General features: G+C 36.6%; 25 protein-coding genes and 2 pseudogenes. 7 read left to right on the forward strand and 20 right to left on the reverse strand.

The window, feature by feature from the left end; genetic code table 11:
* Positions 1-227: pseudogene (locus tag Ga0466249_RS07260) on the forward strand (ISNCY family transposase); the annotation flags it as partial.
* 314 nt (positions 228-541) lie between these two features.
* Here the strand turns inward: Ga0466249_RS07260 and Ga0466249_RS07265 are convergent.
* From Ga0466249_RS07265 to Ga0466249_RS07345, 17 genes and pseudogenes are all read right to left on the reverse strand, one after another.
* Positions 542-1,096, reverse strand: coding sequence for a flavodoxin family protein (locus Ga0466249_RS07265; protein WP_215828796.1), 555 nt, complete (start codon positions 1,094-1,096; stop codon positions 542-544).
* A 14-nt stretch (positions 1,097-1,110) separates the two neighbouring features.
* Positions 1,111-1,338, reverse strand: coding sequence for a hypothetical protein (locus tag Ga0466249_RS07270; RefSeq protein WP_215828797.1), 228 nt, complete (start codon positions 1,336-1,338; stop codon positions 1,111-1,113).
* Between the two features lie 93 nt (positions 1,339-1,431).
* Complete coding sequence (locus tag Ga0466249_RS07275; protein ID WP_215828798.1) at positions 1,432-1,728, reverse strand: putative quinol monooxygenase; 297 nt, start codon at positions 1,726-1,728, stop codon at positions 1,432-1,434.
* Positions 1,729-1,800: 72 nt separating this feature from the next.
* Positions 1,801-2,373 carry a flavin reductase family protein gene (locus tag Ga0466249_RS07280; protein WP_215828799.1) on the reverse strand — a complete coding sequence of 191 codons (573 nt, stop codon included), beginning with the start codon at positions 2,371-2,373 and terminating at the stop codon, positions 1,801-1,803.
* Positions 2,374-2,683: 310 nt separating this feature from the next.
* Positions 2,684-2,845, reverse strand: a complete 162-nt coding sequence (locus Ga0466249_RS27730; RefSeq protein WP_215829022.1) for an isocitrate/isopropylmalate family dehydrogenase — start codon at positions 2,843-2,845, stop codon at positions 2,684-2,686.
* Positions 2,846-3,017: 172 nt separating this feature from the next.
* On the reverse strand, positions 3,018-3,965 hold the full coding sequence (locus tag Ga0466249_RS07290; protein WP_215828800.1) for an NAD(P)-dependent oxidoreductase: 948 nt from the start codon (positions 3,963-3,965) through the stop codon (positions 3,018-3,020).
* Between the two features lie 146 nt (positions 3,966-4,111).
* Positions 4,112-4,378, reverse strand: a pseudogene (locus Ga0466249_RS07295) (VOC family protein); the annotation flags it as partial.
* 312 nt (positions 4,379-4,690) lie between these two features.
* Complete coding sequence (locus tag Ga0466249_RS07300) at positions 4,691-5,914, reverse strand: MFS transporter (protein ID WP_215828801.1); 1,224 nt, start codon at positions 5,912-5,914, stop codon at positions 4,691-4,693.
* A 305-nt stretch (positions 5,915-6,219) separates the two neighbouring features.
* On the reverse strand, positions 6,220-6,648 hold the full coding sequence (locus Ga0466249_RS07305; RefSeq protein WP_215828802.1) for a membrane-associated protease 1: 429 nt from the start codon (positions 6,646-6,648) through the stop codon (positions 6,220-6,222).
* 43 nt (positions 6,649-6,691) lie between these two features.
* On the reverse strand, positions 6,692-7,117 hold the full coding sequence (locus Ga0466249_RS07310; RefSeq protein ID WP_215828803.1) for a hypothetical protein: 426 nt from the start codon (positions 7,115-7,117) through the stop codon (positions 6,692-6,694).
* A 73-nt stretch (positions 7,118-7,190) separates the two neighbouring features.
* Complete coding sequence (locus tag Ga0466249_RS07315; RefSeq protein ID WP_215828804.1) at positions 7,191-7,673, reverse strand: L,D-transpeptidase family protein; 483 nt, start codon at positions 7,671-7,673, stop codon at positions 7,191-7,193.
* Positions 7,674-8,787: 1,114 nt separating this feature from the next.
* Positions 8,788-9,105, reverse strand: coding sequence for a hypothetical protein (locus Ga0466249_RS07320; RefSeq protein WP_215828805.1), 318 nt, complete (start codon positions 9,103-9,105; stop codon positions 8,788-8,790).
* Positions 9,106-9,217: 112 nt separating this feature from the next.
* Positions 9,218-9,547: a hypothetical protein gene (locus Ga0466249_RS07325; RefSeq protein ID WP_215828806.1), complete on the reverse strand. Its 330-nt coding sequence runs from the start codon at positions 9,545-9,547 to the stop codon at positions 9,218-9,220.
* Positions 9,548-9,591: 44 nt separating this feature from the next.
* Entirely contained in the window at positions 9,592-10,017 is a 426-nt protein-coding gene (locus tag Ga0466249_RS07330) for a hypothetical protein (RefSeq protein ID WP_215828807.1), read from the reverse strand.
* 73 nt (positions 10,018-10,090) lie between these two features.
* Entirely contained in the window at positions 10,091-10,564 is a 474-nt protein-coding gene (locus Ga0466249_RS07335; protein ID WP_215828808.1) for a L,D-transpeptidase, read from the reverse strand.
* 340 nt (positions 10,565-10,904) lie between these two features.
* Positions 10,905-11,162, reverse strand: a complete 258-nt coding sequence (locus Ga0466249_RS27735; RefSeq protein ID WP_215828809.1) for a LysR family transcriptional regulator — start codon at positions 11,160-11,162, stop codon at positions 10,905-10,907.
* A 412-nt stretch (positions 11,163-11,574) separates the two neighbouring features.
* Positions 11,575-11,916, reverse strand: a complete 342-nt coding sequence (locus Ga0466249_RS07345; protein WP_215828810.1) for a hypothetical protein — start codon at positions 11,914-11,916, stop codon at positions 11,575-11,577.
* 473 nt (positions 11,917-12,389) lie between these two features.
* On the opposite strand from Ga0466249_RS07345, the gene Ga0466249_RS07350 reads away from it, so the two are divergent.
* Complete coding sequence (locus Ga0466249_RS07350; RefSeq protein WP_215828811.1) at positions 12,390-12,551, forward strand: hypothetical protein; 162 nt, start codon at positions 12,390-12,392, stop codon at positions 12,549-12,551.
* Between the two features lie 81 nt (positions 12,552-12,632).
* Here the strand turns inward: Ga0466249_RS07350 and Ga0466249_RS07355 are convergent, their stop codons facing one another.
* On the reverse strand, positions 12,633-13,205 hold the full coding sequence (locus Ga0466249_RS07355) for a helix-turn-helix domain-containing protein (RefSeq protein ID WP_215828812.1): 573 nt from the start codon (positions 13,203-13,205) through the stop codon (positions 12,633-12,635).
* 235 nt (positions 13,206-13,440) lie between these two features.
* Between Ga0466249_RS07355 and Ga0466249_RS07360 the strand changes: the two genes are divergently transcribed.
* From Ga0466249_RS07360 to Ga0466249_RS07380, 5 genes are all read left to right on the forward strand, one after another.
* Positions 13,441-13,668: a helix-turn-helix domain-containing protein gene (locus Ga0466249_RS07360; protein ID WP_215828813.1), complete on the forward strand. Its 228-nt coding sequence runs from the start codon at positions 13,441-13,443 to the stop codon at positions 13,666-13,668.
* 134 nt (positions 13,669-13,802) lie between these two features.
* On the forward strand, positions 13,803-14,267 hold the full coding sequence (locus Ga0466249_RS07365; RefSeq protein WP_215828814.1) for a DUF722 domain-containing protein: 465 nt from the start codon (positions 13,803-13,805) through the stop codon (positions 14,265-14,267).
* A 253-nt stretch (positions 14,268-14,520) separates the two neighbouring features.
* Positions 14,521-15,006, forward strand: a complete 486-nt coding sequence (locus tag Ga0466249_RS07370) for a hypothetical protein (RefSeq protein WP_215828815.1) — start codon at positions 14,521-14,523, stop codon at positions 15,004-15,006.
* Positions 15,007-15,100: 94 nt separating this feature from the next.
* Positions 15,101-15,340 carry a hypothetical protein gene (locus Ga0466249_RS07375; RefSeq protein ID WP_215828816.1) on the forward strand — a complete coding sequence of 80 codons (240 nt, stop codon included), beginning with the start codon at positions 15,101-15,103 and terminating at the stop codon, positions 15,338-15,340.
* 316 nt (positions 15,341-15,656) lie between these two features.
* Complete coding sequence (locus Ga0466249_RS07380) at positions 15,657-16,730, forward strand: radical SAM/SPASM domain-containing protein (protein ID WP_215828817.1); 1,074 nt, start codon at positions 15,657-15,659, stop codon at positions 16,728-16,730.
* Between the two features lie 70 nt (positions 16,731-16,800).
* Here Ga0466249_RS07380 and Ga0466249_RS07385 read toward each other — a convergent pair whose 3' ends face one another.
* Both Ga0466249_RS07385 and Ga0466249_RS26545 read right to left on the reverse strand, forming a co-directional pair.
* Complete coding sequence (locus Ga0466249_RS07385; RefSeq protein ID WP_215828818.1) at positions 16,801-17,091, reverse strand: hypothetical protein; 291 nt, start codon at positions 17,089-17,091, stop codon at positions 16,801-16,803.
* Between the two features lie 168 nt (positions 17,092-17,259).
* The gene (locus tag Ga0466249_RS26545) at positions 17,260-18,222 is read right to left on the reverse strand and encodes an alpha/beta hydrolase family protein (protein WP_215828819.1); all 963 of its coding nucleotides are present in this window, start codon (positions 18,220-18,222) and stop codon (positions 17,260-17,262) included.
* Positions 18,223-18,677: the final 455 nt, after the last annotated feature.

Here is an 18,677-nt window from a genome sequence, read left to right on the forward strand (position 1 = left end):
TTGCTGTAGAGTTCAAAAAAACTCTTTTCTCTGTTCTTCCTTATATCAAACAGAAGAAATTAAATCAGCCAAGCTCAACCTCAAAATCGGGCAAAACTCCTTATTCTCCACCAGATAGCCATTATTATAAATATGGCCACACCTTGGTAAAAAAAGTAACTTTTGAAGATGGCGATAAAGATATCCTTTTGATGCTTGAAAGCATTTTCCTGAAAAATTATGCTTAAATTCTAAAGTGACATTTTCATCCGATAATTAGAACCCTTTTTAGGTGACATTTTCAAAAGTTATTGACAGTTATTTCTACCTGCCACGCCTAATTTTTCTGAAACGACAGCATTGATAAGCTCGACTATTCCAGCGAAAATTCCACAAAAATTTTTGGGAGGAGTCCTTGACTCCACTTTGCTCTTCAAAAATCGAAGGGACGGTTCTTTTGAGTCAGAATCAAATAACTCAAGAGAACCGTCCCTACAATTTAAAAAACAGGATAACATTTTTTATGCCGACTTTGTTGCTACAATAAAAGACCTTGCTGTCATCATATATTCTTGTGCAAATAGGTTGTAAATGATTGTCCCGCACCAGCCAAAGCCGTGAGCATATAATCTCGATTAAATTGGATCACAGGTAAGCGGTCAACAGCGACCATTCCCATATGGTTAAGTGTTGCTTCGAGATTGTGAAGGCATTGTATTGCGCCACGCCCCGTACCCCCGGCACAGGCAATCAAAAGGCACGCCTTTCCTTGCAAATAGTGGTTGTGCGCCGTTTCACAACGCCGTAAGCGGTCTAAGAAATACTTCAAGCGCTCAGAGAGGTCATGCCAGTAAACAGGGGTAATCCACACGATTCCATCGGCTGCAATCAGCTTATTGTATATAACTGAAAAATCATCTGGTATGACACACTGTCCATCTGATTGGCATTTACCCCACCCATTCCCGCAGGTAAGGCAGTTCTTCAGATTACATTTATTCAAATGAAGGATTTCCGCTTCCACGCCCGTGGCTTTGATTCCTTTTACTACATGATCCTTTGCCGAGGCTGTCAAGCCGTCCTCATTCGGACTGGCCCATACCACTAATATAGCCATAGTTATTCCTCCACTTACTGTATATTTTTCTTCATTCTCAGCATATCCGACATATTGGCACCTAATGTCTGTAAAATCTGCTGGCCATGAGTATCCACCGCTACACTTGAGTCAGGTTCAAATACCATATTCCAATAAAGGCTGCTTACTATCGGCATTTCGCTGAAAGTAAAATACTTATTCAGGCGGTCAAGCGCAGCAGTAGCTCGAGGGGACGGTTTTTTTGAGTCAGAATCAAACAACTCAAGAGAACCGTCCCTTCGATTTATTATTTAAAGAAACCTCCTGCTAGTTCGGTAATGCTAACAGAAGGTTCGCCGAGTTGTACAGCCATTTTATTTAATGGCTGCAATTTCTTCGTATAAGGAAATTGCTGGTTTTTCCAATAGCAAATTTTCAATTTTACTGAACAACTCTTTTAGATATGGTGTAGATCCGTGAAACTCCAATGCCTCTTTATTCGCATACTTTTCATAAAAAAGAAATTTACTTGAATCCTCCTGCGAACGGTGCAGACTATACTGCAATGTATCTTCCTCCAGTCCCACCATTGGTATGACAGATTTCAATGCAGATTCAAGCTCAGCTTCCTTACCTTGTTTCGCTATCATAGTGGCTACTAAAACGATCATAAAAATTCCTCCATTTATTTTTCATAAATTTTTGGTGCTTAATGAAAGTAGTTCTTATCTTGAATCCCTATATTATTTCTTAAATTTCGATCCACTAGAAAATGATTGTTCTAAGAATTGTCCGACAGCATAGTATTTTCCCTCTGACGGACTAAAGAGAAACGGATTTACCCTTTCTAAAATCGGCAAGCCTTTTTCACCAAGAACATTTTCTTCTGCCTTAACATCTATAATTTCTCCAATGAACTGGGTATGTAGACCAATTTCAACAACCTGTAGTAATTTACATTCAAGTACTAAAGGAAATTCTTTAACGTAAGGAGCATCAACTATATCACTCTTGACTGGAGTAAGTTTGACAGCTGAAAATTTATCTTCATTTTTCCCACTAATGATACCTACATAATCAGTTTCAGTTAAATGAGCAGCAGATGGTATATTAATTGTAAACGCCTTATGTGCAAGAATATTGGCATAAGAGGCACGAGGCTTTTGCAAAGATACTGCCACACAAGGAGGAACAGAACAACAAATGCCCCCCCAGGCAGCAGTCATTATGTTAGGCTCACCATTTTCTCCATACGTTCCAACTACCCATACTGGGGCAGGCATAGCAAAAGTTTTAGCACCTAAGGATTTTTTCATATCTACACTCCTCGTTTTTACTAATTTCTAAGAATTACCTAAGAAAATAACCATTTCTTCTTTCCTGGAAATTTTCTTCTTGCTATAATATTAGACAACAATAGTATTTTATACAAGTACGCACTTAAAAGTAACGTAGTATACTTCTATATACTAAATATAGATTTCTAGACTTAATGACACTTAGGGCTGCTAAGAACTTCAGAACTAACAATTAAACAAACTCTATTTCCCGCGGACACGCCCATCCAGCGCATTGCAAGTGCATCCACATACTCGTTATCCGCTTTTATACCCGGATAACGTCGGGCTACATCACTAAATGTACGCTGCCAAAGATCGTAACTAAACGCAACACGTTTGATTTGCCAGCCATCGTAACGGATTTTCTCCCGTGTTTTTGGGCATATTCGAAAGCAGCAACAACTATTCGTTCAACTCCTTTACGTGTAGCTGAATACGGCGGATTTATCTAAAACGTGACATCGGCGTCGGCGGTGCATTCGCCGAAGAAGCCGAAAAAATAGCCAAACAACGGCAAAGGCAGACAGCTTGATCTGCTGTCTGCCTCACCCAATACCCACCGTTCATAAAATGTCCCTATAGGAACACGTCAAAAGGACTCTTATTTTTATTGTACCAAACTATAATAACTGATTGAGCTTGCTTTCAGGCTCTTCGCCATTCTCTACACGTTTTATATTATTCACAAAGAAATCATATCTTTTTTTATGGAATTTGCGACCGTCAGGCATACCTGCCGTATGGGGAGTAAGTATCACATTACCAAGATTCCGGAGCTCACTGTCAGTTGGAAGCGGTTCAGATTCAAACACATCTAGGCATGCGCCTGAAATGTCCCTGTTTTTTAATGCATCTGTCAAGTCTCTTTCATTGACAATCCCGCCGCGGGCTGTATTTATAAAAAGTGCGGTATTCTTCATTTTCTTGAATACTGCTTTGTTGATCAGCTGTTTAGTTTGCTGATTAAGAGATATATGTACACTTACTATGTCCGATGTGCTTACAAGATTATCGAAATCCGTCATTTTCACAAAACCGTCAGACTCTACAACGGCATTTCTAGCATAAGCCAGCACATTCATATCAAAAGCCCTGCAAAACTCAGCTACTTTTTTACCGATGGCGCCCAAGCCGATAATCCCAATTGTTTTGCCCTTTAATTCACTCCCTGTATAGTCCAATTGATTTTCATCCATCCTGTTTTTCATGAAAGCATCAAGAAACGGTATGTTTTTATAATAAGACAATATCAGTGCCATTACGTGCTCGGCCACTGCCTGTGCATTCACTCCTGCAGCATTGGCTACCCAAATGCCGAGCTGCGTGCAAGCATCGATATCTACATTATCAAATCCTGCCCCCGTCTGTACCAATTTTAATTTTTTTGCTATAGAAAGCAGGCTGCGGTCCACTTTAATATGTTCAGGTATGATTACCTGGCAATCTTCAATATGATGCAGCATTTCTTTCCCGGGCGGGACAATTACAATGTCCCAGTCTCCCGGAAAATGCCTTGCAATATTTGATTTTGAGGTCTCGGTAAAATAGCCGACTATGAGAATCTTCATTGCTAAACCACCTTTCATGCTCTATACCATGCTTCGAAGAAAACCCGTTTAATGTTTGCAATTACTTGCCATATGATAAACTTCATCTGCATACTACCTAACTTGCATCGTGTTTTAAACATCTAGGCAATATCAAAGGAGGGGCATCAGCGAGCATAACGCGCTAATCTTTCTGAAAGTGTGCCAGTGTGCAACTCAAAAAGATGGTTGTCAAAATCATAAAAATACATTGAGCGACCTTCACCTTCAACTCTTGGCCGGGGTGGCCGAAAGTCAACGCCAAGCGCCCGTACTTTGGCTTCATAGGTTTCGAATTCTTCATCATCTATTTTAAAGGCAATATGATTATATGTACATTCAGAGAGCGATTCACCCTCCATGATACAAATCCACAGACCGTTAACGAGGAAAAAATACCCCCCACATCAAATTCCTTCCGAAACAATATTACGTGGTATAGAGGTCTAGACATAACTCGTATATTGATAGTACGACTCTCCAAAGAGAATCGCACTAAGGAATAATACTTATTTGTTTTTTGATTAATTATATCATAATTTTTCGCATAATCTGATTTATTCGCTCTGTTGCCTTGACGGTTCATTTTCTCCCTGCCTGTGCCGGTAACCGAACGTCTTTCATGAAAAAATACGGGGCTGCCGATTTGGAACGTCAGCCCCGTATTTTTATGGAAGACGACGAAATATCCTTGCCAATCGACAAGCTCATTTCATCAGCGGTTCGGTAGACGTCTTTGCTGCGGAGTCCGCAATAAAGCGGTGATGGACCGCGAAGCTTAGGACGATAAGGATTGCTCCGGCCGTGAAAAAGACATATTTCATTCCCCAGAAGGTCGCGATGGCGCCACCCAAAAGCGGCCCGGCCATAGAACCAATCTGCTGGGTGGAAAAGGACAGGCCGAAGATGCTGCCTTTGAGCCTGGACGGCGTATTTGCCGCCAGGATTGCATTGATGGAGGGATAGATGCCAGAAAAGAAGAGGCCACCGGCAAATTGCATCCCGGCAAACCAATAGAGGTTATCTGGGATTCCCTGTATCGTGATGGAGACACCGGCAAAAACCAGAGCGAGGCTCATTGCCTTGAAGAACCCATGATGCTGGCCGAACTGTCCCCAAAAGGGAGCGGTGATGGCTCCGGCAATGCCGCCCAGGGAAAAGATGAGGCCGGAGACGAAGATGAGATTTGGCAGGTCCCCGGCGAGCCCGGTGATATATGTCGTCATGATCGGCTGCAGGATGAGGATAACCATCTGCACCAGCATGCCGCAAACCAGCATATCGCGGATCAAAGGAATATGCAGCAGAGAGGAGCTTTTCTCTACCGGGACAGCTTCTGCCGTGGAAGTGTCCTTGCGTGCCGGATCTGGCGGTTCCTTGACAAAGAAGATGAACATGAAACTGTTGAATAAAAGGCCGGCTGCCGCAAGAAAAAAGGACACGCGCATCCCGAAGCACTCAGCCAGGATGCCGCCCAGAAGCGGTCCGATGACGCCACCGCCAGTCAGGACGCCCTGCATCGTACCTAAGCAGAGCCCGAGCTTCTCCGGCGGAGCATAAAGTGTCATAATGGCGAGCTCCATAGGCCAAAGCCCGGCAGCAAAGCCCTGGAAGGCCCTCATCAGCGTGAGCTGCTCTGGCGAAGTGACGATGCCGCCTAAAAAATAGCTGACAGTCAGGAGGACGCTGGCACGTATGGCCATTAGGCGTTTTCCTTTGGTATCGGCCATACGCCCCCAAATAGGTGCCATGATGGCGCTGACAAAAAAGGTCGAGGAAAAGACGATGCCGGACCATAGGTTCACGGATGCCGCATCCACGCCAAGTTCCTGCGTCAGGTACATGGGAAGGAAAGGAATCAGCATGGTGTAGCTGGCCGACATAAAAATGATGTTACAGGAAAGGATTGCTAGGATAGTTTTCCAATTCAAAAAATCACTTCCTAAAAAAGTATTTCTATGATAAATGGAAAAAGAGCTACCCTCTTAGTATAGTTCTTATGAAATGGTCGGGTCAATGTTTCTGTAACTGCTAGCCCCCAATAACCATGCCTTGCTTAGCAGTTTTGTCCATGAAAGTTGAAAGCTGCTCTCTTGTTTTGCCTTGCTCCCCAGGTATATAATTCCAGTATTAATTGGGAAATCGAAGGGACGGTTCTTTTGAGTCAGAATCAAATAACTCAAGGGAACCGTCCCTTCGATTTCCAGAACAATTGTTATTTAATGGCTGGCTTTTATTATCCGTCTAATTTCTGACCACCGTCAGCCGTTATATCAGGTATTTTATCCGCTTTTTGTCTTAGCACTAATGAAAACTCACCAACACCTATGTGATCATTATATCTTTCACTATAATCAATCACAAAAGTATTTGGAAAATGTACTATCCGAAAAACATTATCGGCTGCAATTACTTTAATAGTTACGTCTCGATAGGCTTCTGCGTTTTGTGCTGGAACTAACGACCAGTTAAATAGTTTTAAAGTTTCGTCCTGTTTAATCATCGTGTTAGAAATAAGTTTTCCGCTTATAAATATTGTAGCATTGACATTAGAAGATTTAGCCATTGAGTCTGTTGGCGTGCATACATCTACATGTACTGACTGAATCATTTCTGATCCTAAATCAATATTCTCTTTTCCTTTAACGCTAAGTCTAAAACCCATAAAATCCTCCAAAATTTTTTATACATTTTTTATACATAAAATTTTATTTTTCCCTAGCAAAGTATGTTGTGATTTGTTTATAACCTTTTTTAATCACTAAAATTATACACATTGCAGCAATGAAATAAAAGAAACTTATTATGAATGCAATAATATGTAATATTGGCATTACTAAAATGCCCTTCAAATATTCTTGAAACGCCTCCAGGAAAATCGGCATACTACCTTTAATAGGAATGTAATTTAGCCCTTCTGTAGCTAGATTCACCGAAAACCAGACAGCATGAAAAATTACATAACCGATACTTAAATTAAAAAAGAGTTTGAGTCGCTCTTTATAGGTAAAATACAGTGTTGCAAGCACACATAAAATAGTATTGCCTATTGCTAAAAATATAAAGCGTATGTCTGAAGAAGGGCCGCGTAAAATAAATGTTCCATTAAAAAAGTCTACTTGAGCTATAGCCATCAAAAAAAAGCCAATTATAGTAAATCGAAATATTTTTCCTATTTGTATACACACCACCTAATTATATTTTATCCTAACCAGCATAAACGTCGTATGCTGGTTCCGCGGACCATTCATTGGGATATTTTGATACTATAACCAAAATAGAATCATCAGATTTCTTAATTAGATCAAATAGCTCTTCATCCCAAGGAGTTCCCACATTTATGCAACCAGCCGAACCATGCTCAAAATAGGGGCTTAATACTCCTCCATGTAAAAAAAATCCATCTCTGTTGTAAGTATCAGTACCGGCATTGGGATGAAGTGGTGCCCTATATACACCCCAGTTTCCACGCCCAATAATATTTCGTTCTATAAATGACAAAACTGTTCCACCGGAAATTTCTGAAGGATACAAAGTATAAGTACCAGGCGGACATGGTCCAATATTCTCTTGCGCAGGATCATTTTCCCCCCATTTGCCCGTTGAGGCTTTGTAAGTACCGATCGCATTTCCATCGCCATCACAAAATGTCAGATATCCCATCTCCAAAGTTAGCGTTCTTTGTCCCATATATTCTATATTACCTCTCCTTTTCGTTTTTTTAAACTACATGCATTGAAAGATAAAATATGTGTACTTTTTGCAAAACTCGCAATGCCTACTAAAGAAAGATCACTTTATTCCTAGATAATTGTATGCCTCGTTTGACTTTAGGTACATGTCACATAATACCAAAAACCTATGACCAAATTGTGACAATTGAAGTATTTTTTTAGCAAAACAATATTTCCCGTAACAACAGTTTGTCAACCAAACAAAGAATGACAACCAGCAGCATATCATTCTGCCGACTAATTCTGATTTTCGAGTCTATTCCTAAAATCGAAGGGACGGTTCTTTTGAGTCAAAATCAAATAACTCTAGAGAACCGTCCCTTCGATTTCCTAAGTTTTCCACACAATTCTCCCCAGTTCCTCCCAGATTTGCAAAATTTGTCTGAATTTATCGTAGGTCCCACCGTTGCGACCACGTTTCGAGGTAATAATGCAGTCCACAGTTGCATTAAGATACCTGTGTGTTCTTAAACAAAAAACGCAACCACCTAAGCAGTCACGTTTAATATCATTTAGATTGTATTGCTGATAAGGTAGAGTCTGTAGCAACTTTTTTCTTATCAGCTTTTTTCTTCTTCTTTTCCTTGTTCTTTGGGCTTTTATCTCCCATATTGAACATCTCCTCTTATTATATGAATCAATGCTCATTATACCATGATTTACTATATCGTAAAGTTATTTCTACCTGCCACGCCTAATTTTTCTGAAACGACAGCATTGATAAGCTCGACTATTCCAGCGAAAATTCCACAAAAATTTTTGGGAGGAGTCCTTGACTCCACTTTGCTCTTCATAGGACTACACCAACTCACCCCGCCCCTATCCAATGTAGCCCTGTTTTCTCTATTGTATGATAGGAAAAATGGAGATAACTTTGCTTGCCCTTATGATTGCATGGGTGGACATAGTTGTGCCTTGATATCGTTATTTAATAAAGGGAAACGTAGGAATCCTTGAATTGACAAAAATAGTGCAGCACGAAGCCACACTCTGTAATATACTATCTTTTTTGAATTAGAGCTAAAACTGACAGCCTTTATTTCGGTTGTTTGCGGACGTGCTATCTTCTGTTAATATCCACTGCAGAGCTTGGAAGCACACTTCTTGCATAGCTTTCCTTGACGAATACGTTCCCCGCAAACCTCACATTGAGATGTCACCACGTAATCACCGATAAATCTATCGTGATAAAACATATCCATAAGCATATCTAAAGGAACTTCAGTTTCTTTAGATAGTTGCTCTATAGTAATTTCTGCTTTCCTTTTTCTCAAGTAATCAAAGACAAGATCTTCTTCCTTCTGGTAAACTTCAAGACATTGCAAGCATAAATTATTTCCATTACTAAAAAAAAGCTTTCCACACTTACTACAAACTTTTGTACCCATAAGTAACCTCCACCTTATTTAAAATCTTATACCACAATGTTGAAACATATATTTATTATCAGTTTTCGGCGTTGCGGGACCATTGTCCTTCATCAACATATATTAACATTTATTAACATAAAATAAGTTGCACCCTCACAGTATCCGCTAAACTTTGCGCTACTTTGAGTACACAGTTTGCCATTACGCTATACGCCGTGTTCGCTGTCAGGTCTGGTGCCAAAAGGTTCAGCAAAGACACCGGAGGGGTTCGGAATTCCAGCGTATCTTGGTAGCCACAGTCGATGAGCACTATACATCCGCTTATAAATATTGTAGCATTGACGTTAGAAGATTTAGCCATTGAGTCCGTTGGCGTGCATACGTCTACATGTACTGACTGAATCATCTCTGGTCCTAAATCAATATTCTCTTTTCCTTTAACACTAAGTCTAAAACCCATAAACTTCCTCCAAAATTCCATTTTAATTTTTTGTAAATAAAATTTTATTTTTCCCTAGCAAAGTATGTTGTGATTTGTTTATAACCTTTTTTAATCACTAAAATTATACACATTACAGCAATGAAATAAAGGAAACTTATTATAAATGCAATAATGTGTAATATTGGCGCTACTAAAATACCCCTCAGATATTCTTGCAACGCCTCCCGAAAAATCGGCATACTACCTTTAATAGGAATGTAACTTAGCCCTTCTGTAGCTAGGCCCACCGAAAACCAGACAGCTTGAATAATTACGCAGCAAATACTTAAGTTTAAAAAAAGTTTAAGCCGTTCTTTGAGGGTAAAACACAGTGTTGCAAGCACACATAAAACAGTAATACCTATTGCTAATAATATAAGACGCATTTCTGCAGAATGACCACATAAAATAAATATTCCATTTAAGAAGTCTATTTTAGCTATAGCCATGAAAAAAAAGCCAATTATAGTAAATCGAAATATTTTTCCTATTTGTAGATACACCACCTTATTATATTTTATCCTAGCCTGCATAAACGTCATATGCTGGTTCCGCGGACCACTCATTGGGATATTTTGATACTATAACCAAAATAGAATCGTCTGATTGCTTAATTAGATCAAATAGCTCTTTATCCCAAGGAGTTCCCACATTTATACAACCAGCTGAACCATGAACATAAGGATTCCATATTCCTCCATGCAAAAAAAGTCCATCTCTATTGTAAGTATCCGTACCCGCATTGGGATGAAGCGGAGCCCTATAAATACCCCAGTTACCCTGAATATTTCGCTCTATAAAGGACAAAACTGTTCCACCGGAAATTTCTGAAGGATACAAGGTATAAGTCCCAGGCGGACATGGTCCAACGTTCTCTTTCGTAGGATCAGTTTCTCCCCACTTACCCGTTGATGCTTTATAAGTACCGATCACATTTCCATCGCCATCACAAAATGTCAGATATCCCATCTCCAAAGTTAGCGTTCTTTGTCCCATATATTCTATATTACCTCTCCTTTTTGTTTTTTTAAACTACATGCATTGAACGATAAAAGATGTGTTACTTTTTGCAAAACTCGCAATGCCTCAAAAAAAAATTGCTTTATTCCTAGATAATTTGTATGCCTCCTTTGACTTTAGGTACATGCCACATAATACCAAAAACCTATGACCAAATTGTGACAATTGAAGTGTTTTTTAGCAAAACGATATTTCCCGTAACAATGGTTCGTCAACCAAACAAAGAGATGCCGCCCAGCAGCATATCATTCTGCCAACTAATTCTGATTTTCGAGTCTATTCCTAAAATCGAAGGGACGGTTCTTTTGAGTCAAAATCAAATAACTCTAGAGAACCGTCCCTTCGATTTCGAAGCTGCAATTCTTAATGTTCCCGCCACTTCTTGTTTCATAGCCTGTAACGTCTCTTTAATGCCATGCATTTCATGCAACATTTTCCTTGCACACTCAACTAAATATGTCCCTTCAGGAGTAAAAGACACTCCCCTTTTACTGCGTATAACAATTTGCACCCCAAATAGTTCTTCGATTTGCTGGAGGCGTCCGGTCAATGTAGGCTGTGAAATATATAACACTTGCGCAGTTTTAGTTATGCTTTTTTTTCACATAAAGTGTGTAAGATAAGCCAGTCCCGTTCTTCCATAATAAGCCTCCATTTTTACCTAAATTATGAGCTTATCTTTTCCTTCAAAAACTTTAAAATTCCGTCTTTTTTCTACATAATCTTTCTATAAAGATATCATAAATAGAATACTCTCTCAATAGCAAAATTCAGAATTATTCGTTCTATGTAAAACATAGGCAATTCTACTGTCCGTCCAGCCGGTCAAAATTATTTTAGGCAACTTCTTTGTCTATGTTCTACATTGAAATTGAAGGGATGGCTCTTTTGAGTCAAAATCAAACTCTAGAGAACCGCCCCCTCAATTTCCAAATTATTGAAAACTATAAGTTGTTTAAAATTCTCTGCACAATTATACAACTTTACTAAATCATAGTGAATGATTCAATCATCTGTTCTAGCTCTATCGTCATGGTATCAAGATATTCTGAAGGAATGGCCACATGAAAATCCCACATTACGCCGTTCTCTATCAAAGTAGCATCAATAACCCGACATTTTCCCGAACTAACTATCCAAATTACTTTGCATTTACCAATATCCTTGATGTTACCTTCAACTGTTATATTGTTCTTTTCTCGAATATTGTCCCTTGTGAAATTTATGAATTTTGTCTTTATTGCTTCCAGCTTTTCGCTTGGTAAATCGTTCAAGGTTTGAAATGTAAATACTAATCTCCCTTGAAACAGCCTATAAAGTAGCCCCAAAACATCCTTCTTTTAGCGTAAAATCTTTACGGGACATGATATTCTAATAGTGTAGAGTATTTCCTGGATACGCTACAGACATATAACTATTTTTTTAAACCTTACGGTGCTGTTAAGGTAAACCGAATAGGGGCTTCTTCAACAATAAAGTAAAAGTAAGCCCCTACTAAAATTAATAGTCGACTCATTAAAGTGAGACGATTTTTTGTTTGTCTTATAAACTAAGATATAACAGAAGTAGAAAAGATTATATATGAACTCGATTGCTGGATGTTTCTAACAAATATATTTTTTAGGCGGTTTGACTTAAGAATCAATTTATAAGCATTTACGCAAGAAAACTCTATCTGAAATTTTTTCTGATTGCCTATGTAAAATAAAGTAATATTTTAACTGATTTTATAAGAAAAATGGTAAAATTACTTTATAATAATAATCTATATCAATTATCATAAAAAAGGAGGGGATTTTATATGGATATTGTTAAAGATGAATCTAGTATTAATGGAGTTTTGACAGAGGATATTAAGTTCATGGAATTAACTATTTTACTTGAATTGACACTTTTACAACCAGGACGCATGGAATTTATTCATGAGCAGTATAAATGTAATAATCCTGAGTTTGAAATGTGATATTGATATATTTTAGGAGAATTTTAAGGTATAATCGGTTCCATTTCTATAGGAATTTTTATTCTATGATATTGGATTAGATTAACTAATATCAATTAATTTTTTTAGAATGGCTTTTCGTTTATTAGGCGGAAAGCCTTTTACAATTTCAATAACTTCATCAACTGTCAATTTTGTAGTTCGTAATATCTCTAAATTACTCGGACTTTCCATTTCTATAATAGGTTCTCCATCAACGATAGTAATATTTTTAATTATAGCCAACAAAAATTCAATTTGTTTATTTTTATCTTCGAGTTCTAAATCTGTTATATATTTTTCTACTTCGGAATGAGACCACAACATATTGTTGGCGGTCTCTTTTAATTTGTTGAAAACAAACTTTTTAACAAACACAAAAAGAGTTGTATCTTGAAGGTTACTAAGTATTTCATTATTATTTTCAATTGCACCTAGTATGTCATTGCTAGATATACCTAATAATTTGGATATTGAATTAATTTGGTCTGCATTTAACCGACGCTCTCCACGTTCTAACGCGTAATAATGTTGTATCGATATACCCAAAAATCCGGCAATGTCTTTAACAGATAAACCAAGCTCTTTTGATTTTAATTTTCTTATGTTTCGTAGTTTCGTCTGTTGTTTTTCCATTTATAATATCTCCTTTTTAATCAATTTGACCTAAAACATAACACATCTAAAAGCAACACACAATAATCATATTGATTAAAAAAAGATAAAAAACTAATCAATATGGAGAAAATATATAAATTATTATTAAAATTCTTGATTTTTTTAATCATATTGCTTATTTAACACGTTGTTTAAAATAAGCAATATGATTATTATATAGAAAACATCAAATTATTAACTTAGGAGGGTTATTATGGAAGAATTTATTGAAATTGTTAAAGCTGTCATGGAAAAAAAGAATATGGATATAACCCGTTTGGCATTGTATGTTGGTTGTTCGACACAACAAATGTCAAGCCTATTGCGTAAAAAACGACGATGGCATATAGATTTAATGGAAGCAGTCTGTAGAGTATTAGAGATAAGGGTTTCATTTTTGTTTGATAGCCAAGTCAAAAAACATAAGAAAAAAGCCTCATAGTTACAGTTTTTTAGAGTGCAACTATGAGAATATTGAAGTTATATTAATGGTCATAGTATTGATAACATTTGATATTTATGTCGTGGAACAATCGTGGTGGATAGAAAACTTAAAATGCGTAGGAGGGGACTAATATGACAATAAATTCGTTATCAATTAAAGATAATACATTTGGAATAGACTTAGTGAAACACGGGCCAAAAGACAAAGAAGCTGCTAAATTTGAAGATTATATTATTCATTTACTAAGGGATTATAACTATCTAAAAGCTAAGTCAATCCTTGAAGAAGAGAGATTATGTGAAATTGAGCCGTTTTGTACGTCTAGTTATGAAGGTATGCCTCATACTACAGATATTAGTAACCCGACCGAAAACTTGGCAATTAAGCGAATGAGCATACCACAAGCTAGCAATTTGGTTAGAATTATCGAAATATCCTATAATGCACTTACTAAAGATTGTAAACAATTAATAAAACTATTTTATTTCGAGAAAATGCGAAAGTTTGAAGTGTGTAGTGAAATGAATATTAGTGAAGATCAATTTCGTAGATATCGTAGAACGGCTATTGATACAATAAAAAAAATACTTTCATAAAATTCTTAACTGGATGTAGACCTCTCTATATTGACTCCGAAATCACTTTATATTGCCAATTTACATCCGGTTTACGGGATATAGTAATAGTAGGAATTTCACCAACAGCGATTTCATACGCTAAAAGTTAAAAAAAGTAACTTATTCGTAACAGAAAAGAGGTCCGCTCTCTAAGCCATCTAGTTTTAGGTTCTTCGAATCAGGTTTCGCAAATTCATAAAAAATATTAATAAAATGTTAGGAGGTTTGCTTAATGCCAGATCTAGTAGATTCGACAGTTCAAGGTATAGCTCAAAAAGCGGCTGATAGTGTAGCATCATACATGGCAGGAGCTGCTGCTGCAAAAGCCGTTGGAGCTGACACTACTGTCGCAGGGGTAGTAGGTTGTGCAGTAAGTATTGGTGTAAATACAGTTGACAATTATACAGGGTGGAGTACAACAGCAACGTCGTATGTAAATGATATTGCGTCAGCTGTGGCCCAATCTCAAGTTGATGCTGGATTAGCAGAGGCTCAACAAGACGTGGATGCAGCAGCAGCAGGAGCTGCTACCGGGACTAATTGTGATTGTAATTGTGATTGTGATTGTAGTAGTGATTGTGATTGTAGCAGTGATTGTGATTGCAGTAGTGATTGCGGCGATGACGGCGACGGCGACGGCGACGGCGACGGCGACGGCGACGGCGATGGCGATGGCGACGGCGATGGCGACGGCGATGGCGGCGACGGCGGCGATTAATTTTTATCCTACCATTAAATCGTTAATAATTTAACGTTGACGCTACAATAGTTTTATAAAGGCATAAAAATAACATTAGGAGGAGGTTTATTTAATGTCAACATTTGAAGATTCAACAGTCCAAGGTATACTTCAAAACGCAGCTACTCAGATAGCAGCTTACATTAAAGGAAGTAACCTTGCAGAAACCATTGGTATTAATAACTCTGTCGGAGGCGTGGTAGCACTTTCAACAAATATTGGTATAAAGAAGAAAAGTGATGGTTATACAAATTGGAATGCAAGAGTAGTATCGCATGTAGACCCTCTCACTTCTTCTAGTGGTAGTAATTAATTTATAGATACAATTATTTGGTCGATGAAATTTGCATCTTGTTGGTGTAATTCCTAATATATTCGTTTCAACAAGACGTTGCATTTTTGTAACGTCTTGTTAAATATTGAATACACTTAAAACCCAATCAATGTGAACCATATTGGGTTATGCGTCAAATATTCTTTGTGTCTAAAAAAGACAATACTGATTTAATGTCATTAAAGTTCAATTTTTCTATAAATCCAAACCCCTTACTGTTTCTATTACGACACTAATCATTACTAATAATTACGGATACTGCGACAGTTAATGTTAGATAAGGAGCGATATTCTTATGAAAAAATTCCTAAGACAAAATATAAATTGTATTTTTATAATGCTAGGTTCGTCTTGCAACTTTCAGTGTAAATATTGTTTACAGCATCCTTTAATAACTGAGGAAGTTACCTCAAAAATAAATTCTGATACGATAGACTTCTTGAAGGAAACAGCCCAAAGCCAGAAAAGCCCCTTGAGGATACTGTTTTATGGAGGAGAACCGCTATTATATTGGAATAATATTGTCTCAATTACAAAAGCATTACAAGATTGCAATTGCACTTTTTCTATAATCAGTAATGGTAGTTTGCTTACTCGGGATAAAGTAGAATTTTTAAATAATTATAAAATTAATGTAACTATTAGTTGGGATGGAATTAATGTTAAAGAAACTCGAGGTCAAAATATATTTAAAAACTCTACCTTAAAAGAATGCATATTTAATTTAAATAATGTCTGCATTTCGGCAGTATTAAGTTCTTATAACTACCCTTTGTCTATTGTAGAACAAGTGGATAAATTAAACAAAGAATATATTAAATATCGAAAAGCAAATAAATTATTGCCTGCTTCACTAAATATTAATATGGATGAAATAATGGATACCGGTCTTGAAGCTAAATATTTGACAGAACTAGATTGTAGTAGAATTTCGAAAGAAATGAAAATAATGTGTGAGCACTATAAAAATTATCAATCCAATAAAGAATTCAATCCTTTTTATGTAAAGTTTATCAGTAGGTATGTTAGAAATAAGATGAACAGAGACATTAGGTTTTCTGTATGCAAATGTGGTAACGGATACAATGTTCTAAACCTTGATTTGGATGGAAATTTATACCGTTGTCATAACACTCATACTAAATTAGGAAATATCTATGATGGATATTTTAGTTATCTGAAAAATGTCATATCCTATGATGATACAAAATCGTTTAATTTGGACTGTAAAAATTGCTATGTTCAAAGCATTTGCAAAAATGGTTGCCCATTAATAACAAAAGAAGTGAGAAAAAGATATTATTGTGAGATGAAAAGAGCGACTTTATATCCTATAGTTGAAATGATTATGGAACATCCTTTTAAATAAAACAAAATTTCAAAAAATGTGAAAAAATTGGTGAAATTCAAATTTGCACCAGATCATGTGTAGAGGCCACCTATGTGTTAAAATGAATTATTGTAAATATTTGAAAAACCAATACTAAAAATAGCATTACCATTGCTAAGTAATACATAGTTTCTAATTTAATTCCAATACGAGTAATTTTCGCTTTAAAAACAGGATCTCTTCGACAACGTAAAAATTTGATAATGTTAGAAACTAGGTAAATAAAAACAACACATACTTCTATTATTTTTATCCAACTAAAAATATGATCAAACAGACTTAAAAATAGATAACTATATATTAGTATCTTATCTAAAGTAGTTTGTTTTTCCCATTCCATTCAGATTCTACTCCTTTTTATTACGTATTTTCCTTATCAATCACTTTTTTTGATCTGCCTAGGTGGATATTTAGTAGATTTATTATCCTTCAAAAGCGTTCAATATAAATACGATGTCTACCATCCATACTGTCGGTATCGACATTTCCCCAGTTGTAAACTAATACGCTATGCTACTAATTTATTGTGAGAAGGTAGGACTGAGTTATTTTGCAAATTCACAATGCTATTTTTTTCTAAAAACTTTCGAACCTCAACTTGCCATAATTTAATTGCGCTTGAATTGGTAGTGTCGTGATCAATTCCAGGCAAAATTATTAAATTTCCATTTCCGCCTGATGAAACAAAGGTATCAAACATCTCTTTTGTTTGATCAGGTGTTCGATTGGGTTCATCTGTGCCATAAATCCACAAAGTAGGAACTTTATTGGACTTACCAAGTATTTTGCAAGTTTCAGTAAGATTACGGTTGACAACTGGCTGCCAATTAGAGATTCGCGGTGCTTTTGCATAGTTTGTTGCACCAGAAAAATTAATAACACAAGCAACCCCATCTATTTTCACTGTAGAAGAAGATAAAGCAGCCCAACCACCTTGGGAATGGCCGGCGATAACATATTTATCTTTTAATACATAATCTTTCGTTTTAATATAATCAATAGCAGCTGATAAATCCTTAACCATTTCCAAACCAGAAGACAGTGGTGTGTCTTTATATTCATCCATAATGGAACCTTCCGAATTGCCAAAGCCTCTTCGGACTACATACATGACAACCAAATCTTCCCCTGCGAAGTATTTACAGATATTGTTATACGCCAAATATTGTCTTGGATTTTTCGGTGGATTCGGGCCTTTCCTACCATGAGTAAAAATCATAACTTGATGTTGCTTATCATCCATAGGTCTATAAATAACAGCTTCTAAAAGATGATTTTGATTATTAATATTCGCATTAAACATAATATGTTCAATGCAAATAGACTTTTCGATTCCATTTACTTCACTTTTATAATTACAGATAGTACTTTCAATAGTATAAGGTTCTTTTTCGTTTGCTAAACTAATTTGCTGGTTTGTAAAACTCAAAATAATTATAATAAAAATAATTATAAAAAAAAATTTTTTCACTACAGATTCTCCTTCACAATAATTTTCAGGCATTGTAAAAAAACTTTAATCAATATTCTTCCTAAAAAATATTAGCATTTATTATCAATTATACCACAGTCTGGAATAAAAATAATAAAACCCACGTTTATACTATAAGAGGTGACGCCGCATAGAATCAAGTTAAGAATAGATGGCCTTTTGGTTTGTGCTTTTCTTTACTCAGATCAGCCCATTGTTATTGTATTGCGGGGCGTCTCTTTTTTCAAAGCCCACTTTTACTGATTATAAGAACGCTCCATATTAACTTAAAGATCACCACGTATTGCCATTAATGTCTGTTTTACGGTGATATAGTAATAGTAAGGATTTCACTAACGATGGTTTCATAAGCTAGAAATCTAGAAAAGGTAGGGCCGTATCTTATCTGAAAATGGCAGTTCATCTAATTTATAAAATGAACAAATATAGAGATG

Source organism: Pelorhabdus rhamnosifermentans (assembly GCF_018835585.1).
Lineage (GTDB): Bacteria > Bacillota > Negativicutes > UMGS1260 > UMGS1260 > Pelorhabdus > Pelorhabdus rhamnosifermentans.